Raw genomic sequence first — 22482 nt, 5'->3', positions numbered from 1 at the left:
GGATTGCCTCCGACGGGCCTTCAGCCCGTCGGCGCCGCCAGCGGGCTCTCGAAGGCGGCCGTGCCGGCCACCTGCCGGAGGATCGCCCGGTACTCCTCATGGCGCGCGAGCGCCGCGGTGCTCAGGGTGAACACCGCCAGACGTCGGCAGTCCGGGTGGGGAAGATGGGCGGAGAACTGCATCAGCGGCAGTTCCGGCAGTCCGCCGCCCGCCCTCGGGGTGCGCAGCGTCTCGCTGAACGTCACCGGACCGCAGGGAAGTTCGGCGTACTCGACACGTTCGCGAGAGCCGCCGGCGCTCACCGCGCGAGCGGCCGTCACGGCACGCGGGGACACCGCCGTCGTCCTCCAGGACAAGGTGAGGAAGGACAGCAACGGCGGACTTCCCGTGCCCTCTGCGACGTCGTCCCGGTGGAGACCGATCGAGCAGTGGACGACTCCGGCTTCCCACAGACCGCCCAGCAGGTATCGGCTCTGCGCGATCCGGCCGATGAGCTGCTGTCGGAGCATCTCGTCCGGCGCCGCGGAGAGCAGCGGCCCGAGCGCCGACTGCACGTCCTGTTCCGCCGGGGAGTCCAGCGGTGGCAGCAGCGCGTCAATCGGCACGGCGACGAACCCGGGCGGCTCGGCGAACCAGATGTCGGCGTCCGGGTCGTGAGCCGAGTCCGCGATGGTGACGCGGGGGTCTGTGGTCATGGACATCGGAACCTGCCAAATGCTGTGCGGGATCAGTGCGGGCGGGCGTGCGGGTGAGAGTCCTCGGCATCAGGAACGTGCGCCCCCGACCGTCGGGCACGGTCCAGCGCGGCCGGGCTCGCGTCCCAGTCGATCGGCGGGATGCCCCGTCGGCCCGTGGCCGTGAGCTGGTAGAGCAGGTGCAGCCTCTTCGGCGTCTCACCGTCGCGTCCGGTGGCGGCGATGACCGCGATGAAGCGGGGGTCGCCGGCGAACCAGAGCGGTTCGATCTCCGCCTTCAACGCGGGCTTCGTCCGCGTCGTGCCGAAGCGCCGCATCCACCAGAAGGTGCGCATGCCGGAGAGGAAGAGCAGCGGAATCCGCTCCTCCGGCCGCTCCGGGTTCGGCAACTCCAGCCACATCTCGTCCTCTTGGACCCCCGGATGCTTGTTGCGCCCGCGGGGAACTCCGGTGAGCAACTGCCAGGGGTACTGCTGGAGCGTGCGGCGGATGTAGAGAGAGGGGCGGATGTAGGCGAGTTGGAGGACTGCTCTCAAGGTCGCGTAGAGCAGGAGCGCCAGGAACAACCATCCAATCCACGGGGGTGTAGCAACGATGAGGAGAAGACTCATAATCCAGACAGAGGTCCAGCCGATCAATCGCGCGAAAGTCAGGGTCATGTGCCGCAGCCATGCCTGTCTTGATGGAGGGTGATCCCAAGCAGCCTTGCAGTCGGTCGGACCCATGAGGTTTCTCTCCGTTGGCTCTAGAAGACGTGGCGAGCGAGATTGACGAGACCACCTGCATCGAGGCCGAGTCGCGCCCCGTCAATTCCCGCGACAGAACCGTCTTTGATGCCGTTCTGCTTCGTGTCCACGCCGGTCATAACCAGGCCGAAACCGGCCGTTCCAACACCGACCGAAGCGGATGTCACTTCGACCGCCCGCGTGATCTGCGCTGCGCGCGCCCCACGGATCGTCGCACCCAGTAGCGCGTTGTCCAGACCCGCAATGATCTTTGCGTGATCGATGGTCTCGCCACCAACTCGGGCAGCCCGAGCCATGAGGTTGATCGCTTCGCCCGTCTCTCCGGTCGCTCGCGCAGCCGCTGCCGCTCCACGGCTTACCGCACCCAGTCCAGGCAGAACCCCCAGGGCGTCACCCGCGACCGTGACAGAGTTGATCCAGAAGTCAGAATCGAATTCGCCCTTTGTGAAGCCGTCCCACAAAGAGGCACGCAGCGACGGGTCACCGAAAACCCGCAGGGCCAAAGACGTTCCACTCAGAGCCGCCGAAGCCAGCAGCAGCACGGCCGCCAAGGTCCCGCCCGAGAGAACGAACAACGCCACAAGACCGATGACCGCCCCCACCGTGCTCAGGATGTCCGGCAGGTTGTCCACCAGCCAGTCGAGGGCCGAGTCGAACCAGCCCGGTTCGTGCGGGGCCAGTTTCCGCGTCGCGTCGCGGATCTTGGCCGCGCGGCGCCGGGCCTGGTCCTCGTGTTCGGCGGCGAGATGGCGGGCCTTGGCCCGGATCGCCTCCAGGGCGTCCTCCGCGTCGTCGACCGCCTGGTTCGCCTTGGTCAGAGCCTTCCGCGCCTCGGTGTGATCAGCGCCCTTGCCGTGCAGGTGGGGGCTGTCGCCGGCCTCGGTGGCCCGTCCGCGGGCCCGGTCCAGCGCGGCCTGGGCCTCCTTCGCGTCCTCCTCCAGTTTCCGTGCCCGCCGCTGGAAGTCGTCGAGTTCGCTCTCCCAGCGGCCGAGTTGGCCGGCGGCCTTGCGGATGGAGTGTGCGGCGTTCTTCAGGTTCAGCGGCAGCGGACCGCCGTCCAGTTGCTCGCGGAACGCGACCGCCGCGTCCCCTTCCCAGTAGCTGCCGTCCATCAGTCTGGTGACGAGGTCGTGCGTCTCCTCCAGGACTTTCGCGCACCCGGTGAGCTTCTTGCCCAGGCCGTGCACGGTGTCCGTACTGCCGGGCACCGGATGGAATCCGAGGTGGGGGAAATCGGAAGGGGGAATGTGCGGTGCCGATTTGAGCCCCTGGGGCAGTGACCGGTCGGCGCGGGACCTCGGGTCGAGCGCGGCTCCCGTGTCCTCGGCGGGATAGGTCACCGCGGACCACCGTGCGCGCCGCGGCCTCCCGCACCGTGGGACAGGGCCGCTTCCAGCGCCTTGTCCACCTCGCGGTAGCTGTCCCTGCTCTTTCCGACGATCTCGGCCAGCGCCTCGGTCTGCTCGCCGATCTGGTCCGCCCCGAACTTCCAGTGGTCCTGGAAGTCCTCGCACGCCCGGTCCAGGTCGTCCGTGCCCAGACCGGTGACCGTAGCGTCCTCCAGTGCCCTGCGCATGCCCTGGAGCGACTCGGTCGACTTACCGAGCATCTTCATGAAGTGCGACAGTTCGTCGCCGTCAACGGCCAGTCGCTCCGCCACGCCCTCTGCCCCTTCCCTGATCTCTCGGCGAGCCCGGAGCAGCGAACTCGGTCGTTCACGGAGGGATCTCCCGGACGACGGCGCCGCGATCGGTGCCGATGACACCGTCGGGCGGTCTCCGCGGGCCCGGAACGCCGTTCTCGTCGAGGCCCTTCCACGAACTCCCGTCGACTTGTTGTGCCGCTGCTCCGCGTCCCATGGGTGGCCCGTCGACTCCGCACCCCAGTCTCGGCGCAGTCGATCGGACGACTACGGGGTAAACTCCCGCAAATCGTGATCAAGGGAGCGGGAAGATCGTCCTAAGGAGTGATGGGGCGGCGGGTGCGGCCTTGCCGAGTCGGCCGGTACGAAGCCTCCGTGGCGGGCAGCTCGGCGTATCGAACGTGGTGTGAGGCCGCCCGCCCACGACGCGCGTCACGGCCTCTCCCCCCGTCCCCCTGTCTCCCGCGCCCGCCCTCGTCCCCCGGTATCGCCGAACCGCAGCGCCGCCCTGCCCTGCCCTGCCCCCGCGTCACTCCCCCCGGGGCCCGCGGCTCTGGCGTCCTCGTTTGCCGCCGGTGCCGTTCGGCCAGAGGCGGGGCGGGCGTTTCGCGGCGATGTCCTCGATCCAGCCGAAGGCGACGATGGCCAGGCCGATGAGGGGCCAGACCAGGACGAACATCCAGAGGGAGTACGTCGCGTCGAGCGCGGCGCCGGCGCCGGCCCCGTCCATGAAGGGGAGGCGGTACAACTGGTCGAGAACGGGGACCGTGGCCATGATGAGCATGTTGTGCCACAGGTAGATGGTCACCGCGCGGTTGTTGGACAGGGTCACCAGCTTGTCCCACTTGGCCAGGCGGCCCGGGAGTTCCTTCCAGGAGGGGCTGTACTGGAGCAGGATCACCACGAAACCGAAGGACCACAGCGCGTCGGCCAGCGGGATGTCGTTCATGTCCCAGCCGCCGGCGCCCAGATGGCCCGACGCCCACCACAGGGCGAAGCCCATCACCACCACCGAGACCGAGATGGCGACGTAGCGCGGGATCTCGGCGAGCCTGCCCTCGTGGTGCGCGATGCCGAGCACCCAGCAGGAGCCGTAGACGGCGAAGTCGGTGACGGCGTTGCCCGTCTCGCCGGGGATCGTGACGAGCCCCGTACCGACGACCGCCGTGAGCGCCAGCGGGGCCAGCACCGTCGCCCACGGGACGCGCCGGAACGCCCACAGCAGGAGCGGCGAGGCCACCACGAACCACAGGTAGGCCCGCAGGTACCACAGGGGGCCCGCGCCCTGTTCCGCCCACGTGGCCTCCAGCAGGCCCGACTCGGAGCCGATGTGCAGGGGGTACGGCGGGGCGCCCACCGGGACGAGGTAGTTGAACACGTCGACGACGCCCCACAGGCCGCCGCCGGTGTCCGGGTCGTGCGCCGGGTTCCAGCCGCCCGCGAACAGCAGGGTGAGCACCACCGCGCTGAAGGCCCACAAGGGAGGCAGCAGGCGCCGGACGCGTCCCCGGATCACGTTCCACGCCGGGCGGCTCAGGGAGCGCGCCATCAGCGAGCCGGCCAGGGCGAACATCACGCCCATGGAGGGGAACAGCACCGACAGCCAGGCCCAGCCGAAGAGGTGGTAGACGACCACGCGGACCAGGGCGATGGAGCGGAGCAGGTCCAGGTAGCGGTCGCGGCCCGGGCGGGCGGCGGCCGGGGCGGGCCGTGCCGCCGCCGGCTCCTGCCGGGTGCCCGGCCCGCCGTCGGCTCCGTCCTCGTCCCGGGGCTTCACCAGGGGTTTCGTGCGGCGGTGGGCCGCGCCCCGGACCGTGTCCGGCGCCCCGTCGAGCACCGCCGGATCGGCTTCCCCTCCGCCGGTGCCCCGACCGGGGTCCGGGTACGCCTGCGCGCCCTGCGGCTGCCGCGGGACCCCGGCCCTGGGAAAGCCCAGGGGCGGTGTGGACCCCGCGGGATGGTCGTGCGTGGTCATCCGACCGGCCTCCGTTCGTTCCCGTCCTGCGGCTCCCGCGGGCGCGGGGCCGATCCCGGCGCCTCCACCACGCCCGTGCGGCGCAGTTTCTGCCAGCGCAGCCGGCCGCCGGTGAGGGCGGTGATCCAGGACTGGAGCAGCACGACGTACATCAACTGCCGGTACAGCACCTGCTGGAGGGGGAGCGAGATCAGGTGGGTCATGCGTTCCTTGTCCAGGCGGAAGGCGTACGCCGCGCACACCGCCTGGATGGCGAGGACGCCGAGCCAGGCCAGGACCGTCTCCTGGGTCGGCCCGAAGACGACGCCGTACAGCAGGAAGATGTCGATCAGCGGGGCGAGCAGCGGGGCCAGCACCATGAAGAGGGACACCAGGGGCAGGCCGACCCGGCCGAAGCGGCCCGACGGGCCGCGTTCGACGAGGGCGCGGCGGTGCTTCCAGATGGCCTGCATGGTGCCGTAGCACCAGCGGTAGCGCTGGGACCACAACTGCTGGACGGACTCCGGGGCCTCGGTCCAGGCCCGTGCGTTCTCCGCGTAGACGACCCGCCAGCCGTCGCGGTGCAGGGCCATCGTGATGTCGGTGTCCTCGGCGAGGGTGTCGTCGCTCATGCCGCCGACGCGTTCCAGTGCCGTGCGGCGGAAGGCCCCGACGGCGCCGGGGATGGTCGGCATGCAGCGCAGCAGGTCGTACATGCGGCGGTCGAGGTTGAAGCCCATCACGTACTCGATGTGCTGCCAGGCGCCGATGAGGGAGTCGCGGTTGCCGACCTTGGCGTTGCCCGCGACGGCGCCGACACGCGGGTCGGCGAAGGGCTGGACGAGTTCGCGGACGGTGGCCGGTTCGAAGACCGTGTCGCCGTCCATCATCACGATGATGTCGTGACTGGCGTTCGCCAGGCCCCTGTTGAGGGCGGCGGGCTTGCCCGCGTTGAGCTGGCGGACGACGCGTACGTCGGGCAGGTTCAGGTCCTCGACGATGCGGGCGGTGCCGTCGCTCGATCCGTCGTCGATGACGAGGATCTCGATGGGGTGTTCGCTCTCCATCAGGGAACGGACCGTGTTCTCGATGCACTTGGCCTCGTTGTACGCGGGGACCAGCACCGACACGGGTTCGGTGACGGGGGTGCGGCCCCAGCGGAAGCCGGTCCGGCGGACCTTGCGCGCGTGCGTGGCCGAGAGCAGCAGCATGAGACCGAAGCGGGTGAAGACGAGGACGCCGATGACGGCGATGCCGACGACGAGGACGTCGGTGGTCTTCTCCGCGGCCTGCACGAGGAAGGTCCAGGCCCGGCCCTTCAGCAGGTCGACCCCGGTCACCGGGGTGTGCGCGCTGGGCGCGTCGAGGGCCTCGGTGAGATTCTCGAAGTCGTAGCCCTTTTGCTGGAGTTCGGGGATGAAGGTGTCCAGGGCCTGCACGGTCTGGTGGCGGTCGCCGCCGGAGTCGTGCATCAGGACGATGGCGCCCTTGCCGCCCTTGGGCGTGGCGCGGCGGACGATCTCGGCGACGCCCGGCTTCTGCCAGTCCTCGCTGTCGGTGTTGTTGACGACGGTGATGTAGCCGCGGGAGCCGATGTACCGCGTCACGGGCCAGGACCGGTCGTCCATGGCGTCCGCGAAGGAGGAGTACGGCGGCCGGAACAGCGAGGTGCGGATGCCCGCGGCTCCCGACAGGGCGAGCTGGCTCTGCGAGAGCTCCCAGTCGATGCGGCTCTTGGACTGGTACGACAGGTCGGGGTGGTTGAAGGTGTGCAGGCCGACCTCGTGGCCTTCGCGCACCATGCGGGCGACGAGGTCGGGGTAGCGCGAGGTCATGGTGCCGGTGACGAAGAAGACGGCGTGGGCGTGGTGCGCCTTGAGGACGTCGAGGACCCTGGGGGTCCAGGTCGGGTCGGGGCCGTCGTCGAAGGTGAGGACGAGCCGGTGGTCGGGGATGCGGAGGCTGGTGGTGCGTCCGCCGCGGGTGTCGATGACGGGTCCGCCGTCGAGGATCTTCTCGGGCACCTTGCCGGTGGCGGCCTCGGGGCGGATGCGGTGGTCGGCGAGGATCTCGCTGTGCACGTAGCCGCGGAGCATCAGCATCGCCATCATCGCGACGAGGACGAGCGTCGGCAGCAGCAGGCGCATCGGCAGCCTTCGGCGGCGGGCGTCGCGGTGCCGTCTGGAGGTGGTGCGTGAGCCACGGGCCGGCGCTTGGCCGGCCGGGCCGTGGCGGCTGGTACGGGAAGCCATCAGGGAGGGTTCTTTCCGGAACGGGTTCGGGTGTGCGGTTCGACGGGCGGGTGCGACGGACGGGTGGCACGCGGCGCCCGGCCGGGGCGGTGCGGGCGCGACGTCGGGTGGGCGACGGACGGCTTGGCGGGCGGGGCGGCGGGGACGCGGCCGGCGGGCGGGCTTCGCGGCGCCCGGCACCGCTCCGTCCACGGCCGCCGCGTCGTCCGAGGTCCTCCGGCCGCCGCGGCGGCCGTTCCGAGGTGCCGAAGCCTCCGGGGCGCCGCCGGGGTCTCCGGGGGATCGGCCGGGGCCGGTCCCCCGGGGGCTACGGCGTCAGCCGGGAGCGTGGCCGCGCGGTCCGAGCGGGAGACCGCCGGCGGACCCGGGACCTGGTCTCCGGGGCCCGGGTGGTGCGGGGTGCCGCCGAGGGGTCACCGGGGAACCTCCGGCACGGCTGGTCGCCGCCGGGTCGCGGCACGGTGTCCGGCCGGCCGGGCCGACGCTGCGGTCCCGCGGGAACGGTCCCGCGGGGAGCGGCCCGGCGCGTGCGGCCGGGCCGGCGCGGCCCGGTGAGCCGCGGGCGGAGCGAGGGGGCCGGTGGGACACGCGCCACTCCCCGTTCCGCACCGCGGGCCCCGGTGGCTATACGCCGCTCGGCGCCGCGGACGCCGATGGACTCGCGGCACTCGGTGCCGGTGCCGCGGGGGTGAACCCCGCCGGCTGGGCGGCGGCCCCGCCGCCCCCGTCGCCGCCGCCGGTGGCCGGGGGCTCCGAGGCCGGAGGCGTCGTGGCCGGCGTGGTCTGCGGGGCCGATTCGGCGGGCGGGTCGACGACCGGGTCGGACGGCTTCGGCGTGGGTCCTGGGCCCTTCGTGGTGACGCCCGGCTTCGGCTTGGTCGCCGCCGGGGCGCTGGGCTTCGGTGCGCCCGACGCGTCCGGTTTCGCGGCCTTGCCGGACGCCTTGGGCTTCGCGGTCCCGCCCGGCGCGGGCGTCGAGCCGTCACGGGCCGTCGCCACCGTGCCGGGGGCCACGGCCTGCTCCGGGGGTGCGGAGGCGTCGGCCTTCCCGGTGGGCAACGCGGGGGTGTCGACCTTGCCCGCGGGCCGGTCCTTCTCCTGGCCGGGCACCGGCAGCCAGGGCGCGTTGGAGTTCCCGGACAGGAGGGTGGCCACGATCACCACGGCGTAGACCGCGCAGGCCGCCGCGACGGCGATGCCGAGCCGGCGGTAGCGGCGGCTGCGGCGGCCCGACTCGTCGACGAAGACGGGCCGGTCCGCCTCCTGGCCGGCACCGCCGTCGGTCTGCTTGAGCAGGCGGTCGTCCAGCCTCCGTCCGGCGCCGTCGAGTTGGACGGTGACCTCGTGCGGATCGTGGTTGCGCCCGGGGACGCCGGGCTGCTCCCAGGAGGACGGCACCGGGAGGGAGCCCGCCGGGTCCGGCTCCGGAGCCGGGTCGGACGCCGGGACGGCAGGAGTGAGCAGCTCGGTCGGCGGCTCCGTGTCGTGGGCCGGCCCCTCGGCGCGCGCCTCGCCGGACGGCTGCTCGGGGACGGCGGGCCGGCCCTTGGCCCGCCGGCTGCCGGACGCGGCCCTGTCCCGTCCCGAGCTCCCCAGGCCGAAGCGCGAGCGGGCGGAACGACCGCCCCGGGCCCGACCGGCCGTCGTCACCGACGCGGTGCCGGCACGGGCGGGGTCGGCCTGGCCGTCGGGCTCGTCGCCGGACGGCAGCCCGGTGGCGGACGCCCCGCCCGGGATCAGGGCGGTGTCCGGCTCCACGGTTCGTTCGGAACGGCCGCCGAGACCACTGACGGCGCTGTCGGCGCGTTCCCCATGCTCAGGACTGATGCCCACTCCCCTGCTCGGCCACGATGCGGTTCTGCCGCCGGCGTCCGGCCACAGGACCGGGTCGGCGGCCGCCGCGCCCGCGGACGGCTCGGTGGTCCGCCCGTCCCGTTGATCGACGGATCGCCGATTCGGTCGAGCGTCTTCTCGCCAGTTATCCACGCGCACGTGCTTCCCCCCACGGGACTGATCACAGGGACGCGACGACTCCGGGCCTTCCATCGCATCGTCGTCCGGACCGGGCCCCCACCCGATCAAAAGCGCCCCAAATATCACACTGCGCCCGGAGCCAAGAAGGTAGCGCCGTCCGGGGCGCGTGGGGCGATGTCTCATGCATGGGTCATCAGAACGAGTGATTCGCCGGGCGGAACCCACCCTTCCCGGTGATGGGTGAGCCATCCTTCCTCGCCCGCAAGTTCGGCTGCGGCACACGTGAGGGCCTCGATCCCGGGGTGGGTCAGTCCCCTGCGCCACACCAGGGACACCGGTGACAGCGGCACGGGGTCGACCAGCGCTCTGAGCACGGTTCCGGCCGGGGCCGGGAAACCCGTGACGGCGAGCACCGGTACGCGCGTCTTCGCCATCACCCGCCGGAACTCCTCGGGTCCGACCGCCACCGGTGCGGGCGGCGCGAGGCGGATGCCCCGGTCCTCGAACAGGTGGCGCGCCAGGTCGGTCCACTCCAGGGTGCGGGGGTTGCCCGCCCCCGCGTACACGGTCTCGCCGGCGAGCGCCGCCAGCGGCAGCTCCTCCCGTTCCGCGAGCGGGTGGCCCTCGGGCAGGACGACGGCCATCGGCTCGTACCGCACGAGGCGCTGCTCCAGCCGGGCCCGCACGGCCGGGTCGAGTCCGGCGAACCGGCCGAAGGAGGCGTCCAGCCGCCCGGCGAGCAGTTCCGCGGCGGCGCCGGTGAGCCCGCTCTCGTAGCGGGCCATCAGTTCGCTGTCCGGGGCGAGCCGGCGGGCCCGTTCGAGGACGCGGTCCCCGACGAGCCCCGGGCTGTTGACGTCGACGAGCAGCGGCCGCTCGGTGCCGCCCGGCCGGGCGAAGGCGTCGAGGAGCGCGTCGTGCGCCTGGAGGAACCGTCGCGCGTACGGCAGCAGCCGCTCGCCGTCGGCGGTCGGCTCGACCCGCCGGGTGGTCCGGACGAACAGGTCGGCGCCCAACTCCCGCTCCAGCCGGCGGATGTCGCGGCTCAGGGCCTGCTGGGCGACGTACAGCCGGGCGGCGGCGCGGGTGAAGTGCAGGTCCTCGGCGACGGCGACGAAGGCGCGCAGCAGGCGCGGTTCCAGGTGTCCGGGGAGGGGGCCGGGAGCGGAGGGCGGGGGATGACCGGGCATCACGCGAACTTACAACGCGGGTGCGTCGATCACGGCCGAACAGGTGTTGGACCGCGTGCGGTGCACCGGGCGACGGTGGGCCCATGTCACCCCTCTCCCCCTACCGGGCGCTGTTCGCGCGCCCGGGCGCGCTCGGCTTCCTGCTCGGCGGTCTGGTCGCCCGGCTGCCCATGGGCATGTTCAGCGTGAGCGCGGTGGTCGCGATCGCGGGCACGCGGGGCTCGTACGCCCTGGCCGGCGCCGTCACCGCGACCGGGCTGGCGGGGACGGCGGTGGTCGCTCCGTGGACGGCGCGGCTCGTCGACCGCTACGGGCAGGCGCGGGTCGCGGTGCCCGCGACGGCGGTCGCGCTGCTCGGCTCGGCCGGGCTCGCGCTGTGCGTGCGGTGCGGGTCACCGGACTGGACCCTCTTCGCCGCCTACGCCGCGACCGCCACGACGCCCAAGCCGGCGGCATGTCCCGGGCTCGCTGGGCCCACCTGCTCGGCGGCGACGCGGCGGCGCTGCACACGGCGAACTCCCTCGAACAGGCGGCGGACGAGCTGTGCTTCATGCTGGGGCCGGTGCTCGCCGCCTTCCTGTCCGGCACGCTGTTCCCGGAGGCCGGCCTGCTCGTGGGGGCGTTCCTGCTGATGACGGGCACGCTGCTGTTCACCGCGCAGCGGGCGACCCAGCCGCCGGCCCGGCCGCGGACCGCCGGCGCCTCGCCCTCGCTCGCGCCGGGGATGCCCGCGCTGCTGCTCGCCTTCTGCGCGACGGGCGCGGTGTTCGGTGCGATGGAGGTGGTGACGATCGCGTTCGCGGACGCGCGGGGACACCGCTCCGCCGCGGGGGCGGTGCTCGCGCTCCAGGCGGCCGGCTCGTGCGCGGCGGGACTGCTGTACGGCGCGGTGGGGCGGGCCGGGGCCGGGCCGCGTGCCGGGCGGCGGTTCGCGCACTGCCTCGCCGCGCTGGCCGTCCTGCTGACGCTGCCGCTGCTCGCCGCCTCGCTCGGCGGTGCGCTGCCCCCGCTCGCGGTCGCCCTGCTGGTGGCGGGCATGGCGACGGCGCCGGCGATGGTGACGGGGATGGCCCTGGTCCAGCGGCGCACCCCCGAGGGCCGGTTGAACGAGGGGATGACCCTGGCGGTGACCGGTCTGCTGGGCGGGATCGCGGCGGGGTCGGCGGTCGGCGGGTGGGCGGTGGAGCACGTGTCGCCCGAGGCGGGCTACGCGGTGCCGGTGCTGGCGGCGACGCTGGCGTTCGTGGTCGCCGCCGTGGCCGCGCGAACCGCCGAGCCGGGTGGGACCGGCGGGCCGGCCGGCCCGCCGCGGTGCGCGGTCCGTCCGGGGCGGGCGCCGGAACCGCAGCGGGTACCGGCGCCGGGCCGCGCCGCGCGGGGCGCCCGCCGGTGATCTGTGCGGCCCGCCGCGCCGGCGGGGAAGCACACGGGGACGGCGGACCCGCCGTGGGCGCGGGCCGCCGGACGCAGTGGGAGGGGGACGCCGCCTCGCCGCGAACCGCGCGGCGGACGCGGGCGTGTCCCGCCCTGTGCCGGCGGCGGGCCCCGGGGCCGCGCGGACGGGAGGCGGGTGCCCGACGGCAGGGCGGCATGACGCGGGCCCCGCCGCTCGGAAGCGACGGGGCCCGTGCCCACATGGGATGAGTGGAGATGGCGGGAATCGAACCCGCGTCCAACGGTGCAAAATCAGGGCTTCTCCGTGTGCAGTTCGCTGTGATTTTCTCAGCCCCGGCGATCACGCGAACAAGTCGCCGACGGGCTCAGTCACTGTTTGATTTCCCAGCGAACCCCGTGACCGGGCTCGATGGTTTAGTTCCCTAGATTATGCCAGGGTCCGGGTCGGGAACACCCCCGGGCTGACACCCATTAAGGGTCCTTCACTCACTGCTTATCAGGCAGCGAGGGCGAAGGACTGGGAATCGCTCTTGGAATTGGCGATTATTTGTTGCGACATATGGTTTACGAGATCATTGCCGCTTCCTCGACACGCTTCCCCTGCTTCAACAGCCGCTGTCGAAACCGATCATCCCCATGTTGATTTTTCAAGTGCGCCTCCGGATGTCGCCTCAATCGACCACCCGGTGACGCGCGGCCCCTCCGGGGAGGAACCCGCACCCGCTGTGAGGTGCCATGCCATCGTACGTGACCAACGCACGACGGTGCCAGCCCATTCCCGCGGGCCCGCGGTCACACGCCGCGCTGCCTCCGCTTGGCCGCCGCGATCGCCCGGTCGGACTCGCGCCGGTCCTGCTTCTCCCGCAGCGTCTGCCGCTTGTCGTACTCCTTCTTTCCCCGGGCGAGCGCGATCTCCGCCTTGGCCCGGCCGTCCTTGAAGTACAGGGCGAGGGGCACGATGGTGTGGCCCGTCTCCTGGGTCTTCGCCTCCAGCTTGTCGATCTCCTCGCGGTGCAGCAGGAGCTTGCGCTTGCGGCGGACGGTGTGGTTCGTCCAGGTGCCCTGGCTGTACTCGGGGATGTGGGCGTTGTGCAGCCACGCCTCGTTCCCGTCGATCTGGACGAAGCCGTCCGCCAGCGAGGCACGCCCCTGGCGCAGCGACTTCACCTCGGTGCCGGTCAGGACGAGCCCGGCCTCGTAGGTGTCGATGATCGCGTAGTCGTGCCGCGCCTTCTTGTTCTGCGCGACGATCTTGCGCTTGCCGTCCTTGGCCTTGCCGGAGGCCTGGCCGCCCTGCTTGGGCTGGGACTCCTTCGGTACGTACATTCCCTTGCTCATAGTGCTGGCCATTTTCGCACTACCGGGGGCCCCGGGGGAAAGCCGATTACGCAGCGGCCCCGCGGCGGGTCAGGACGCGTCGCCCAGACCGCTCAGCACGGTCTCGGCGCGCTCCAGCGGCTGCTTGTCCGCCTCCAGGTCGGGGGTGATGCCCCGGCCGTCGACGGAGCGGCCCGCCGGGGTCCGGTAGTGGCCGACGGTCAGCTCGGCGACGGAGCCGTCGGGCAGCCGGCTCGGCATCTGGACCGAGCCCTTGCCGAAGGTCCGGGAGCCGACGACGACGGCTCGGCCGCGGTCCTGGAGGGCGCCGGTGAGCAGTTCGGCGGCGCTCATCGTGCCGCCGTCGACCAGGGCGACCAGGGGTCGGGCGGTGTCGCCCCCGGACGCGGCGTGCAGGGCGCGCTGTTCGCCGTTCACGTCGTAGGTCGCGACGAGCCCACCGTCGAGGAAGGCGGAGGCGGCGGTGACCGCCTCGGCGACCAGCCCGCCGGAGTTGCCGCGCAGGTCGAGGACGATGCCGCCGCCCCGGGGAGCCCGGTCGACGGCGGTGCGCACGGCGTGGCCCACGCCCTTGGTGAAGGCCCCGACCGTGATCACGGTGGCGTCGCCGGGGAGTCTACCGACGGTCACGGAGTCGGTGGAGAGGCTGGCCCGGCGCAGGGTGCGGCTCCAGCTGCGCGTACCGCGCTCCAGGCCGAGGTCGACCTTGCTGCCGGCGTCGGCGTCCTCGGACCGGCCGCGCAGTAACGCCAGGACCTCGGTGACGGGACGGCCGTCGACGCGAGCGCCGTCGACGGAGCGCAGCCGGTCGCCCTCGTGGATGCCGGCCGCGGCGGCGGGCGAGCCGGACGCGACCCGGGTGACCTCGATCCGCCCGTCGCGCTCCCGGCGCGCCCACAGGCCGACACCGGTGTACCGGCCGTCGAGTGCCTGCTCGAACTCCTCGAACTCGCCCGGGGAGTAGACCGCGCCCCAGCGGTCGCCGCTGCGGCTGACCGCGCGTTCGGCGGCCTCCGTGGGGGACTTGCCGTCGGCCATGGCGTCCGCGGCGGCCCGGGCGACGCTCTCCTCGTGACCCGCGGGGCGCGGGGTGCGGGCCGCGGTGCCGGGTGCCGTGTCGTCGGAGAACGACCCGGTCGCCGCCCCGGCCACCAGGACGCTCGCGAACAGCAACGTCAGGGCGGCCCCGCGGCACAAGCGGCGGGGTTCGCAGAACGGGTCACGGCCTGACATGCCGGTGAGTCTAGGACAAGGGGAAGGGCCGTACCGTCGCTTGACGGTACGGCCCCCCTTGGCATGTGTCACACCTTCAGGTACTTGCGCAACGCGAAGAAGGCGGCCAACGCCGGCATCAGCAGACTCGTCGCGAGGATGAGCGGCAGCTTGGTCAACACCGCGTCCCAGCCGATGAAGTTGATCAGGTTCAGCTTCTCGGACAGCGCGAGCCCGTGGTCGATGATGAAGTACCGCGCGACCAGCAGGAAGCCGCAGGCGACACCGCCGCCGATGAGTCCGGCGACCGCGGCCTCCATGATGAACGGCGCCTGGATGTAGAAGCCGGAGGCGCCGACGAGCCGCATGATGCCCGTCTCGCGGCGCCGGCTGAACGCCGACACGCGGACGGTGTTGACGATCAGCATCAGTGCGACGACGAGCATCATCGCCATCACCGCGCGCGCGGCCCAGTTCATGCCGTTGAGCAGGCCGAACAGGTTGTCCAGGATGCCCTTCTGGTCCTGCACGGACTGCACGCCGTCGCGGCCGTCGAAGGCGGTCGCGATGACCTGGTACTTCTCCGGGTCCCTCAGCTTGATCCGGTAGGACTCCTGCATCTGGTCCGGCGTGAGGCTGCTGGCCAGCGGCGAGTCGCCGAACTGCTCCTTGTAGTGCTTGTACGCCTGGTCCGAGGACTCGTACGAGACCTTCTGGACGACCGTCATCTTGCTCAGGTCGGCCTGGATCTGCTTCTTCTGGTCGGCGGTCACCGCGCCCTTGGCGCAGTTGGGGTCGGACTCGGCGTCGCTCTTGTTGCAGAGGAAGATCGAGACGTTGACCTTGTCGTACCAGTAGCCCTTCATGGTGTTCACCTGGTCGCTCATCAGGAGCGACCCGCCGAACAGGGCGAGCGAGAGGGCGACCGAGACGACGACCGCGAAGGTCATGGTCAGGTTGCGGCGGAGACCGACACCGATCTCCGACAGAACGAACTGCGCGCGCATGGCGTCTTCCTCAGACCTTTCCGTGGTCGGTGATCAGTGCTGGTAGCCGTAGACGCCGCGCGCCTGGTCGCGGACGAGGCTGCCCTGCTCCAGCTCGATGACGCGCTTGCGCATCTGGTCCACGATGTTCTGGTCGTGGGTCGCCATCACCACGGTGGTGCCCGTCCGGTTGATCCGGTCGAGCAGCTTCATGATGCCGACGGAGGTCTGCGGGTCGAGGTTTCCGGTCGGCTCGTCGGCGATGAGGAGCTTGGGCCGGTTCACGAAGGCCCGCGCGATGGCGACGCGCTGCTGCTCGCCGCCGGACAGCTCGCCCGGCATCCGGTCCTCCTTGCCGCCGAGGCCGACGAGGTCGAGCACCTGGGGCACGGACTTGCGGATCTCGCCGCGGGACTTGCCGATGACCTCCTGGGCGAAGGCCACGTTCTCGGCGACCGTCTTGTTGGGCAGCAGGCGGAAGTCCTGGAAGACGGTCCCCAGCTGGCGGCGCATCTGCGGCACCTTCCAGTTGGAGATGCGCGCGAGGTCCTTGCCCAGGACGTGCACCTGACCGTGGCTGCACCGCTCCTCGCGGAGGATCAGCCGCAGGAAGGTGGACTTTCCGGAGCCGGAGGAGCCCACGAGGAACACGAATTCTCCGCGCTCGACCTCCAGGGAGACATCCCTGAGGGCGGGGCGGGTCTGCTTGGGGTAGACCTTGGAGACGTTGTCGAATCGGATCACGGATGCACCACGGGTCGCCGGGGGTAGGTGAGCGTGACACTACGCGAACCGGGAGAGCGAGCGCAGTCGGCGTACGGGGTTGCGCGCGGCTTGCGCGTTTTGTCACGGATCTGAGGTCCGAATCCCCGGGGTTCTTTCCCGCGAAGAGGCGGTCGGCGGGGCAGGATAAGGCGGACCGCGCCGAAATCCGCGGAACCTGGCACAGTGGAAGGGGAACGGTCACGTTCCCCGCAGCGTTAAGAGAGCGACGCGCACGTGGGAGCTGCGGGCGCACAGCCAGCGCAAGGAGGGCCGGCGCATGACGTACGACCGATTGGTGTGCGCTAACTGCGCGGCGCCCGTCAGCGAGGGCCGCTGCCCCGTCTGCCGCGCGAACCGCGAGCGGCTCCAGCAGGAGAGCCCGTTCGCGGGCATGAACCCGATGGCCCTGATCGCGCTGCTCGCGGTGCTGGTCGCCGCGCTGGCGCTGGTGGCGCACCAGACCGTGTGACCCCCTCGGGGGCGCCGGACCCCGCCCCCCCCGCCCGGACAGGACGAAGGGCCCGGAGCGTTGCGCTCCGGGCCCTTCGTGGTGCGCGTGTGCGTCAGGCGGCGGTGGTGCCGCGGCCGGCCGCGAGGCGCGGGAGCAGCCGGAAGCCGATGCCGCCGGCGATCATGGTGGCGGCGCCGATGAGCAGGAACGTCGTCTGGCCGGCGCCGGTCTCGGCCAGCTCGCCGTCGTTCTTGCCCTGCGGGACGGTGTCCGAGCCGGTGTCGGTGAGGGCGGAGGTGCCCTCGTCCTGGGCGGAGGAGCCGCCGTTGGGGTCGGCATCGTTGCCGCCGGTGCCCGTACCGCCGGTGCCCGTACCGCTGGTCTCGGTCGGGTCCTCGGTGGGCTCCTCGGTCGGGTCGGACGCGGTGGGCGCCGGGTCCGTCGTCTCGGGGTCCGTCGGCGCCGGGTCTGTCGTCTCGGGGTCCGTCGGCGCCGGGTCCGTCGTCTCGGGGTCCGTCGGCGCCGGGTCCGTCGTCTCGGGGTCCGTCGGCTCGGGGCTGTCCGGGATGCCCGTGCCCGTCGGCGTGGGCTCCGGGTCGTCGGCGGTGGTCGCGCTGAGGCCGACATTGAGGTCGAGCGCCGAAGCGGCACCCGCGGCGGTGAGCGAAGCACCGGCGGCCATCACCGCGCCGGCGGCTATCCGCGCCACGCGGATCCGCGTCTTCTTGGTCATCTGCTGCTACCCCCAGTAGCTGATCGTCAATGGAGCAGCGCTCGGGGCCACGGCGTCACAGGCGTCTGGTCCGACCCCCGGTTCACATGCGCCCCGCACATACGCATGCCACGCGTCACCCTTCCCAGTTTTCACAGCAACGTCAAGGTCGTTGCGTACGCGATGTCCGTATCGGTGTCATTTGCCTGCCGTGCGGACATCTGACTGTGACGCAATACCCAGACGATCCCCACAGACAAAGGCAACTGCCGCCTCATGGGCGGCAGTTGCCTTGTCGATAAAGCGGCCTCGGGCGGGTGGAGAACCCTCCCCCGGACCCCGACCCTTCGTGTGCTGTTACTTCTCCTGCTGCTTGCGCCAGCGAATTCCGGCCTCCAGGAAGCCGTCGATCTCGCCACTGAACACGGCCTCGGGGTTGCCCACCTCGAACTCCGTGCGCAGATCCTTGACCATCTGGTACGGGTGCAGCACGTACGAACGCATCTGGTTGCCCCAGGAGTTGCCGCCGTCGCCCTTGAGGGCGTCCATCTTGGCCTGTTCCTCCTGGCGGCGGCGCTCCAGCAGCTTGGCCTGGAGGACGTTCATCGCCGAGGCCTTGTTCTGGATCTGCGAGCGCTCGTTCTGGCAGGAGACGACGATGCCGGTGGGCAGGTGGGTCAGGCGCACCGCGGAGTCCGTGGTGTTGACGCCCTGGCCGCCCGGGCCGGACGAGCGGTAGACGTCGATGCGCAGCTCGGACTCGTCGATCTCGATGTGGTCGGTCTGCTCCACCACGGGGAGGATCTCGACACCGGCGAACGAGGTCTGGCGGCGCCCCTGGTTGTCGAAGGGGGAGATGCGCACGAGACGGTGCGTGCCCTGCTCGACCGAGAGCGTGCCGTAGGCGTAGGGCGAGTGGACGGCGAAGGTGGTGGACTTGATGCCCGCCTCCTCGGCGTACGAGGTCTCGTACAGCTCCGTCTTGTAGCCGTGCCGCTCGGCCCAGCGCAGGTACATGCGCTGGAGCTTCTCCGCGAAGTCGGAGGCGTCGACGCCGCCGGCCTCGGCGCGGATGGTGACGACCGCCTCGCGGGAGTCGTACTCGCCGGACAGGAGGGTGCGCACCTCCATCTCGTCCAGCGCCTTCCTGACGGCCGCGAGTTCGCTCTCGGCCTCGGCGCGGGTGTCCGGGTCGTCCTCCTCCTCGGCCATCTCGAAGAGCACGCTCAGATCGTCGATGCGCCCGCGGAGCGCCTCGGCCTTCCTGACCTCCGCCTGGAGGTGGCTCAGCTTGCTGGTGATCTTCTGCGCCTCGTCCGGGTCGTCCCAGAGGGACGGCGCGGCCGCCTGCTCCTCGAGCACGGCGACATCTGCCCTCAGCTTGTCGAGGTCCAGGACGGCCTCGATCGACTCCATGGTCGAGGAGAGGGACTTGAGCTCTTCGGATACATCGACGACTGCCACGCCTCCAGCGTAACGGCTACGACAACCGGGCCCGCCCTCGTCCCCGGGACGGCCCGGCCGCCGGGGCGCCGGCGGGGGTGCCGCCCGCCGCACGCGGCCCCGCGCGCCCCCCCGGGCCGCCGGGCCGGACGCCCGCGCGGCACGGCGGGCCGGGGACCGCGTCCCGCCGTGCCGGGGCCGCCCGCTCGCGGCGGGGCGCGGACGGGCCTGCGCCGGCCGGACGCAGCGGGGTCGGCCGGCGGCACCGCCGCGTCCGGCCGGGAACGACGGCGGGACGGGGGCCGCGGGGCCGGCGGCTCAGGGGGACGCCGGGGCCGAGTTCTTCGTGTCCTGGGGGTTCGTGCCCTGGTCGTCGCCCGAGGCGGCGAGCCAGGTGCCGACCCCGACCGCGGCGACGAGGGCGACCGCCGCCGTGCCGAGGGTGATCCGCCGGCGGCGGGCGGACGCGCGGTGCCGGGCGGAGCCGGGGCGGGGGGCGCCCGCGGCGCGCGGGACCCGCGCGGTGCCGCGGGCGCCGCCGGCCAGCTCGTCGGGCGCGGGCACCCGCATGGAGGTGTGCGTGTCCCGGTTCGAGTCGGGGGCGGAGGACCCGGTCACCAGGGGCACGGCCCGGCGCCGGACCCGCTCGGCGGCCGGCTCGGGCGGCTCCCCGCCCTGGTCGCCGTCCCGGCGCTCCTCGTCCGTCTCCGCGTCCTCCGCGTCCGGCGAGTCCACGTCCAGCGGCGGCATCCCGGCCAGCAGCGGCAGCTGCTCGCGGAGGCGGGCCCCGAGTTCGGAGGCGCGCAGCCGGGACGCGGGCGCCTTGGCCAGGCACTGCACCATGAGCTGCCACAGCTCGTCCGGGATGCCGGGCAGCGGGGCGACGGTCTCCGTGACGTGCCGGCGCAGCACGGCGCCGGGGTGGCCGCCGCCGAACGGCGTGAACCCGGCGAGCAGCTCGTACAGCACGGTGGCCAGGGCGTAGATGTCGACGGCGGCGCGCGGGGGGAGTCCCTCGATGATCTCGGGTGCGAGGTAGTCCGGCGTGCCGATGATCTTCGTGGCCCGGGTGCGGCGCGGGGAGTCGATCAGCTTGGCCACGCCGAAGTCGGTGAGCAGGGCCGGGTGGGCTCCGCCCGGTCCGAGCGGGCCCTGCATGTCGAGCAGGACGTTCTCGGGCTTGACGTCGCGGTGGACGACGCCCGCGGCGTGCGCGGCGGCGAGTCCGTCGGCGACGTCGGCGACGATCGCGACGGCGGCCTCGGGGGCGAGCCGGCGCTCCCGGTCGAGCCGGGTGCGCAGGTCGGTGCCGCGGACCAGGTCCATGACGAGGGCGAGGTCGTTGCCGTCGACGACCAGGTCGCGGACCGCGACCACGTGCGGGTCGTCGAGGCCGAGCAGGGCGGTGCGCTCCTGCACGAAGCGCCCCACGAGCTCCTGGTCGGAGGCGAGGTCCTCGCGCAGCAGCTTGATGGCGACGGGGCCCTCGGGCCCCTCGCCCAGCCACACCGTGCCGGCGCTCCCCCGCCCCAGGATCTGGTTCGCGGTGTACCGGCTGCCGATCTTGCGTGCCAAGACTGCTCCTACAGACGCGTGTTGTCGCTAAAAGTACGCGTCCGGGGAGCCAACCTTCACTCCCGAGGCGGAAATCACCCGTCGGATGTCGACAAATCCACAGGGTCGGCCGCTCGTCAGGTGCCCGTGGAGCCGCTTCCGCCCAGGTCGCCGACCCAGCCGCTGACCGTGTCGAACCAGTCGGTGAGCTGGGCCCAGTAGCCCTTCGTGCTGCCGATCCAGCCCTGGAGCGGGCTGAACTCCCACACCAGCCAGCCGGCCACGAACAGGATGACGAGGGTGAACAGGCAGCCCTTGAGGCAGCCGAGCCCCGGGATCTTCATGGGGTTGGCGCTGCGCCGGCGGGGCTCGCGCGGGGGGCGCGGCGCGGGCTGCTGCGGTTCGGCGTAGCGCTGCGGCCGGGGCTGCTGCTGGGGTGCCGGGGCGTAGCGCCGGGGCTCCTGGTGGCGGGGCGCGTACTGCTGCGGCTCCTGCTGCCGGGGGTGGCCGTAGCCTTGCTGCGGCTGCCCTTCGTTCTGCCGGCGGGGCTGCTGCTGGGGCCGGGCGACCTGCCGCTGGGGGCGGCGGCGCAGCGGGTCCTCGTTCGGGTCGAGGTACTGGACCTGCGTCTGCTCGTTGCGGTCGCGGGCCGCTCGCATCTGGTTCTGCCAGGGGTGCGGGTCGTCGCCCTGGCCGCCCGGCTGGTGCTGCGGCACCGGCGGCAGCATGGCGGTCGGGTCGGCCCCGCCGCGGTTCGGCAGCACGGACGTGGGGTCGGCGTCGCCGGAGGTGTGCGGCAGCACGCTGGTGGCGCCGTAGGGGTCGTAGGAGCCGGCGTTGTGCGGGAGGACCTGGGTGGGGTCGGCCGCGCCGGGCATCTCCGGGACGGTCGCCGGGGACGGGTCGGGGGCGAGCAGCGCCCCCACGCCGTCCGCTGCGGCGATCTGCGCGGGGGTCGCGTGCACGCCGACGCCCGCGGCGACGGCGCGCAGGCCGCGCGCGAGGTTCTCCGCGGCGGGGCGCTCGTCGGGGTTCTTGCGCAGGCAGCGCTCGATGACCGTCCACAGCGGGTCCGGGACGGTCGAGGGGCGGCGCGGCTCGGCGCTGAGGTGCTGGTGCAGCACTTCGAGCGCGGAGCCGCCGGAGAACGGCGGGCGGCCGGTGACCAGCTCGTAGAGCAGGATGCCCGCGCCGTAGATGTCGACGGCGGACGTCTGCGGGCGGCCCTCGGCGGACTCCGGCGCCACGTACGCGGGCGTGCCGACGAACTCGTGGGTGCGGGTGAGGCCCGGCGAGTCGGCGAGCCGGGCGATGCCGAAGTCGGTGAGCATCGGGTGCATCCCGCCCGCGTCCTGCTTGAGCAGCACGTTCGCCGGCTTGAGGTCCCGGTGGACCACGCCGTCGGCGTGACTGGCGGCCAGCGCGTCGGCGACCTGGGCGGTCAGCAGGGCGGCGGCGACCGGGGAGAACGGCCCGTTCTCCCGCAGGTAGCGGTGCAGGTCGGGCCCTTCGACCAGGTCCATGACGAGCGCGAGCAGGTCGCCCTCGACGACCAGGTCACGCACGCGCACGATGTTCGGGTGGGTCAGGCGCAGCAGCACCGACCGCTCGCGCAGGAAGCGCATCACGATGTCGGCGTCGCCGGCGAGCTCCTCCTTCAGGACCTTGATCGCCACGGTCTCGCCGGGCTGGCCGGCGACGGCCGCCTCGGCTCCCGCGGTCTCCCGCTGGCTGGCGCGCCAGACCGTGCCCGTGGCGCCGCGTCCCAGCGGCTCCTCAAGGAGGTACTTGCTCCCTACCGGCCGCACGTCATGCTCCCTGTTGCTTGCTTTCCCGGCCCGTCCACCGTGGTCACCGTGGTACAGGTTTCCGACCCACTGTAGTGCCGCCTTCCCGGGCACCGGGGTGTCCTCGTCGTGTGCTTGCCCATAGGTGCCCCGCCCGCCTGTGGTCCGCATAAGCGCGTCCCCCTGGGCGCATACGTGCGGTCACCCGCTCATGTTCGATGGAAAGACGCGTTGTCCGGTCGATCGGTTGCCGCGGTGCGGACGTGACCGATCTCAAGCGGACACCCGCCGGGCACCCGTCAGGCACTTTTGCGGGCAGAGCCGACCAATCAAGATCACTTGCGGGTGGGGGGCGGGCGTGTTGTCGGCGGCAGGTGCGAGGATGC

General features: G+C 72.6%; 17 protein-coding genes, 1 other RNA gene and 1 pseudogene. 2 read left to right on the top strand and 17 right to left on the bottom strand.

Features of this window, described 5'->3' with window-relative positions; all coding sequences use genetic code 11:
- Positions 1–20: 20 nt before the first annotated feature.
- From ACGFS9_RS24265 to ACGFS9_RS24230, 8 genes are all read right to left on the bottom strand, one after another.
- Positions 21–695 (bottom strand): hypothetical protein, encoded by a 675-nt coding sequence (locus tag ACGFS9_RS24265; RefSeq protein ID WP_393256097.1) that lies wholly within the window; start codon positions 693–695, stop codon positions 21–23.
- Between the two features lie 32 nt (positions 696–727).
- Positions 728–1261, bottom strand: a complete 534-nt coding sequence (locus ACGFS9_RS24260) for a hypothetical protein (protein WP_393256096.1) — start codon at positions 1259–1261, stop codon at positions 728–730.
- 179 nt (positions 1262–1440) lie between these two features.
- Positions 1441–2781, bottom strand: a complete 1341-nt coding sequence (locus tag ACGFS9_RS24255) for a hypothetical protein (protein ID WP_393256094.1) — start codon at positions 2779–2781, stop codon at positions 1441–1443.
- Positions 2778–3101, bottom strand: a complete 324-nt coding sequence (locus ACGFS9_RS24250; RefSeq protein ID WP_393256092.1) for a hypothetical protein — start codon at positions 3099–3101, stop codon at positions 2778–2780. The genes ACGFS9_RS24255 and ACGFS9_RS24250 overlap by 4 nt, the downstream gene beginning before the upstream one ends.
- Before the next feature lie 511 nt (positions 3102–3612).
- Entirely contained in the window at positions 3613–5058 is a 1446-nt protein-coding gene (locus ACGFS9_RS24245) for an acyltransferase (protein ID WP_393256091.1), read from the bottom strand.
- Complete coding sequence (locus tag ACGFS9_RS24240) at positions 5055–7289, bottom strand: glycosyltransferase (RefSeq protein ID WP_393256089.1); 2235 nt, start codon at positions 7287–7289, stop codon at positions 5055–5057. Before ACGFS9_RS24240 ends, ACGFS9_RS24245 begins: the two co-directional genes overlap by 4 nt.
- A 624-nt stretch (positions 7290–7913) precedes the next feature.
- On the bottom strand, positions 7914–9047 hold the full coding sequence (locus ACGFS9_RS24235; RefSeq protein ID WP_393256087.1) for a hypothetical protein: 1134 nt from the start codon (positions 9045–9047) through the stop codon (positions 7914–7916).
- Between the two features lie 395 nt (positions 9048–9442).
- Entirely contained in the window at positions 9443–10453 is a 1011-nt protein-coding gene (locus ACGFS9_RS24230) for a LysR family transcriptional regulator (protein ID WP_393256085.1), read from the bottom strand.
- An 83-nt stretch (positions 10454–10536) separates the two neighbouring features.
- Here ACGFS9_RS24230 and ACGFS9_RS24225 point away from each other — a divergent pair.
- A pseudogene (locus ACGFS9_RS24225) lies at positions 10537–11846 on the top strand (MFS transporter).
- A 249-nt stretch (positions 11847–12095) separates the two neighbouring features.
- Here the strand turns inward: ACGFS9_RS24225 and ssrA are convergent.
- The 5 genes from ssrA to ftsE all read right to left on the bottom strand — a co-directional run bounded on the left by ssrA (position 12096) and on the right by ftsE (position 16128).
- Positions 12096–12484, bottom strand: a transfer-messenger RNA (tmRNA) gene (gene ssrA / locus ACGFS9_RS24220).
- A 156-nt stretch (positions 12485–12640) separates the two neighbouring features.
- Entirely contained in the window at positions 12641–13174 is a 534-nt protein-coding gene (gene smpB, locus ACGFS9_RS24215) for an SsrA-binding protein SmpB (RefSeq protein ID WP_393256083.1), read from the bottom strand.
- Positions 13175–13255: 81 nt separating this feature from the next.
- Positions 13256–14419 (bottom strand): S41 family peptidase, encoded by a 1164-nt coding sequence (locus ACGFS9_RS24210; RefSeq protein WP_393256082.1) that lies wholly within the window; start codon positions 14417–14419, stop codon positions 13256–13258.
- Positions 14420–14487: 68 nt separating this feature from the next.
- On the bottom strand, positions 14488–15405 hold the full coding sequence (gene ftsX, locus ACGFS9_RS24205) for a permease-like cell division protein FtsX (RefSeq protein WP_393256080.1): 918 nt from the start codon (positions 15403–15405) through the stop codon (positions 14488–14490).
- 33 nt (positions 15406–15438) lie between these two features.
- Positions 15439–16128 (bottom strand): cell division ATP-binding protein FtsE, encoded by a 690-nt coding sequence (gene ftsE / locus ACGFS9_RS24200; protein ID WP_393256078.1) that lies wholly within the window; start codon positions 16126–16128, stop codon positions 15439–15441.
- A gap of 298 nt (positions 16129–16426) precedes the next feature.
- Here ftsE and ACGFS9_RS24195 point away from each other — a divergent pair, with 298 nt between their 5' ends.
- Complete coding sequence (locus ACGFS9_RS24195) at positions 16427–16618, top strand: hypothetical protein (RefSeq protein WP_393256076.1); 192 nt, start codon at positions 16427–16429, stop codon at positions 16616–16618.
- A gap of 94 nt (positions 16619–16712) precedes the next feature.
- Here ACGFS9_RS24195 and ACGFS9_RS24190 read toward each other — a convergent pair whose 3' ends face one another.
- The 4 genes from ACGFS9_RS24190 to ACGFS9_RS24175 form a co-directional block, all read right to left on the bottom strand.
- Positions 16713–17333, bottom strand: coding sequence for a hypothetical protein (locus tag ACGFS9_RS24190; RefSeq protein ID WP_393256075.1), 621 nt, complete (start codon positions 17331–17333; stop codon positions 16713–16715).
- Positions 17334–17669: 336 nt separating this feature from the next.
- Positions 17670–18776 carry a peptide chain release factor 2 gene (gene prfB / locus ACGFS9_RS24185; RefSeq protein ID WP_393256073.1) on the bottom strand — a complete coding sequence of 369 codons (1107 nt, stop codon included), beginning with the start codon at positions 18774–18776 and terminating at the stop codon, positions 17670–17672.
- Positions 18777–19073: 297 nt separating this feature from the next.
- The gene (locus ACGFS9_RS24180; RefSeq protein WP_393256072.1) at positions 19074–20330 is read right to left on the bottom strand and encodes a serine/threonine-protein kinase; all 1257 of its coding nucleotides are present in this window, start codon (positions 20328–20330) and stop codon (positions 19074–19076) included.
- A gap of 116 nt (positions 20331–20446) precedes the next feature.
- A complete protein-coding gene (locus ACGFS9_RS24175; RefSeq protein ID WP_393256070.1) occupies positions 20447–22117 on the bottom strand; it encodes a protein kinase in 1671 nt (556 codons plus the stop codon).
- Positions 22118–22482 lie beyond the last annotated feature (365 nt).

This window comes from Streptomyces sp. NPDC048566, assembly GCF_043199735.1.
Classification (GTDB): domain Bacteria; phylum Actinomycetota; class Actinomycetes; order Streptomycetales; family Streptomycetaceae; genus Streptomyces.
This window is presented reverse-complemented; position numbering and strand designations above follow the sequence as displayed.